General features: G+C 60.6%; 2 protein-coding genes and 1 pseudogene. 1 reads left to right on the top strand and 2 read right to left on the bottom strand.

The features are described 5' to 3' along the window. Positions 1 to 138: pseudogene (locus AAC035_RS20370) on the top strand (protease HtpX); the annotation flags it as partial. Here AAC035_RS20370 and AAC035_RS20365 read toward each other — a convergent pair. Then, positions 139 to 1,317: a 4-phosphoerythronate dehydrogenase gene (locus AAC035_RS20365; protein ID WP_339806941.1), complete on the bottom strand. Its 1,179-nt coding sequence runs from the start codon at positions 1,315 to 1,317 to the stop codon at positions 139 to 141. A gap of 18 nt (positions 1,318 to 1,335) precedes the next feature. Continuing rightward, on the bottom strand, positions 1,336 to 2,652 hold the full coding sequence (locus tag AAC035_RS20360) for a DEAD/DEAH box helicase (protein ID WP_339806940.1): 1,317 nt from the start codon (positions 2,650 to 2,652) through the stop codon (positions 1,336 to 1,338). Positions 2,653 to 2,838 lie beyond the last annotated feature (186 nt).

The raw sequence follows: 2,838 nt of genomic DNA, 5'->3' as shown, positions 1-2,838 counted from the left end.
GTGCCGGATCAGATGCCCGACACTCTTCAGGCATTTGGTATCAACAAAGCCGCCAGGTCGGGTCTCAGTGCCATGTTCATGACGCATCCCCCCCTGGAAGACCGGATTCAGGCGTTACAGAACGCGCGCATAGCCTGATTATTGCAAAGCGGCGGAATCCACCGGGAATCCCGCTGCTTTCAAAGCCCTGGCGACCGGCCCCGTAACGGCGGCAGGCCCTCCCTCAATCTCCAACGCCACACTCGACGGTTCGCGACGTACCGGATAGTTCCGTCGTAAGGCATCGAAGGCCTCTCTTTGCGCCTGTTCCGGCAGTGCCAGAATCGGCCGGAACCGGGCATCATCCTCTCTCGGGTCGTAGCAGGCCAGCAAGGAACGGGTCAATGCCTGAACTGGCGACGCCAGATCAGGGGCTTGCAGCCGGTAAACCGGCGCAGGTGGCAACAAACCTTCAAGCTGCTGTGCCGGAGGCTGCCCCAGATAGCTGCACAGGGCACGGTAGATCATATCAGTGCCCCGGGACTTGCCTTCCAGGCTGTAACCCGCGATATGTGGCGTTCCCAGCCAGCACCGGGAGGCCAGCTCAGATGTCACTGCCGGCTCCCACTCCCAGACATCCAGAGCCACCGTTGGCGGGTTTTCCAGCGACAACCGGTGTTGCAGAGCGGCGTTGTCGATCACCGGGCCGCGACCACTGTTCACCAGCAACTGCCCTGCCCTCAGGCCCGCCAGCTGCGGAGCCGCCAGCAAGTGAAAGGTCGGACAGGGGCCGGAGCGGGTCAGCGGTGTGTGCAGACTGACCAGATCGCAATCCAGCACCTCATCAAGACGGCCATAACGGCCAGCGGTTGCGGCACCGGCCGCCTCCCTGGGTGGATCTGACACCACCACCTCGACCCCCAGAGCCTCGAGCGTGGCAGCCAGACGGCCACCCACATTGCCGGCGCCGACGATGCCCGCTTTCAGGCCGGTCAGGGTATCCAGATGTCGGAACTGGGCATGGAGCACGAGAAGGGACAAGACATACTGTACGACACTGGCAGCGTTACAACCTGGCGCCGCCGCGAAACGGATACCCTGTTGTACCAGCCAGTCGGTATCAATGTGATCGGTGCCGATGGTCGCGGTGCCCACAAAGCGCACCGGGGTGCCATCAAGCAATGCCTTGTTGACGGCTGTCACGGAGCGGACCAGCAGCACATCCGCATCCATCAGATCCTGTTTGCGGAGCTGACGCCCGTTAACCCGGCGAACGGTGCCCAGGGAGCCGAAATACTCCGCCACCAGGGGCATGTTCTCGTCGGCAACGATGATCACCGGGCCAACTCCTGCCGATCAGCTCCGGCGCTGACGGGGACGTCCACGCTGACCACCACTGTTGCTGCCCTGGGGGCGGCGACCGCGACGACGCTGAATCAGGGGCTGCTCCAGCTCCTGCATCAACTCTTCCTCCGGCACTGAGGTGGTCAGTTTCTGGCTGATGTAGGACTCGATGGCCGGCAAGGCATAGGCGTCGTCTTCACCGGCAAAACTGATGGAGACACCATGCTGACCCGCGCGACCGGTGCGGCCGATGCGGTGGACATAATCTTCGGCATTGTCCGGCAAATTGTAATTGAAGACGTGACTGACGCCCTCGACGTGGATTCCGCGACCCGCTACGTCGGTGGCCACCAGCACCTGAATATCACCCCGCTTGAACTGATCCAGGGTTTTCAGGCGCTTGTTCTGGGCGATCTCACCGGACATCAGCGCTACCTTGACACCCTGGTTACGCAGATCCTCATCGAGATCCCGGCACTGATCGCGGCGATTGGCGAAGACAATGGCCTTTTCCACTTCGGGACGCTTCAGATAGTTCACCAGCACCGGCAGTTTTTCATCAGCACCCACCAGGTAAACCGTCTGCTTGACCCGCTCCGCGGTCTTCTGTTGCGGTTCGATTTCGATAAATTCTGCGCCGTGGGTCCACATGGACGCCAGGTTCAGCACATCCTGATTGAAGGTGGCACTGAACAGCAGCGTCTGACGGTTGTCCTTGTCGGTGCAACGGCGGATGATGCGCTTGACGTCCGGAATGAAGCCCATATCGAGCATCCGGTCTGCCTCATCCAGAATCAGCAGGTCAATCTGGTCCAGGAACACATCCTGGGAGCCCAGGAAATCGATCAGCCGGCCGGGAGTCGCAACCAGAATATCGACAATTTCATTCTGCAACTGGTCACGCTGCTTGTCGTAATTCATACCGCCCACCACCGTCACCACCCGGTGACCGGTATGCTCGCAGAGCTGCTCCGCGTCTTTGGCGATCTGCATGGCCAGTTCGCGGGTTGGTGCCAGCGCCAGCACCCGGGGTTCCGACGCGAAACGCTGATCGTCGGGAACCGGTGTTTCCAGCATGCCCTGAATGGCGGTAATCAGAAAAGCGGCGGTTTTGCCGGTGCCGGTCTGGGCCTGTCCGATGAGGTCGTGGCACGCAAGGGTGTACGGCAATGTTTCAGCCTGAATGGGCGTACAATATTCGAAACCGACAGACGCAATGGCCTGCTGCAGACGCTTGTCGAGGTTCAGGTCGGCAAAGCGCACACTGGTCGTCTGGGCGAGATTCGTCGTTACTGGTGCCTGCTCGGCCGTTTCAAGTTCTTGTGTCATAACGTTCAATATACCTTTTGGTGGCAAGTCCGGTATCGGGCGCTCAGGCCTCTGCGGCTACCGGTGCCTGGTCGGGTTCGGTCTGTTGGGTAGGCTCCGGAACATGACCGGCGCCAAATTCAGCTTTGCAACGCGCTTCAAACGCATCGCGGCTGCCGTAAAATTCAATAAGCGCATCCAGAAAGC

Source organism: uncultured Marinobacter sp. (assembly GCF_963974375.1).
Classification (GTDB): Bacteria; Pseudomonadota; Gammaproteobacteria; order Pseudomonadales; family Oleiphilaceae; genus Marinobacter.
This window is presented reverse-complemented; position numbering and strand designations above follow the sequence as displayed.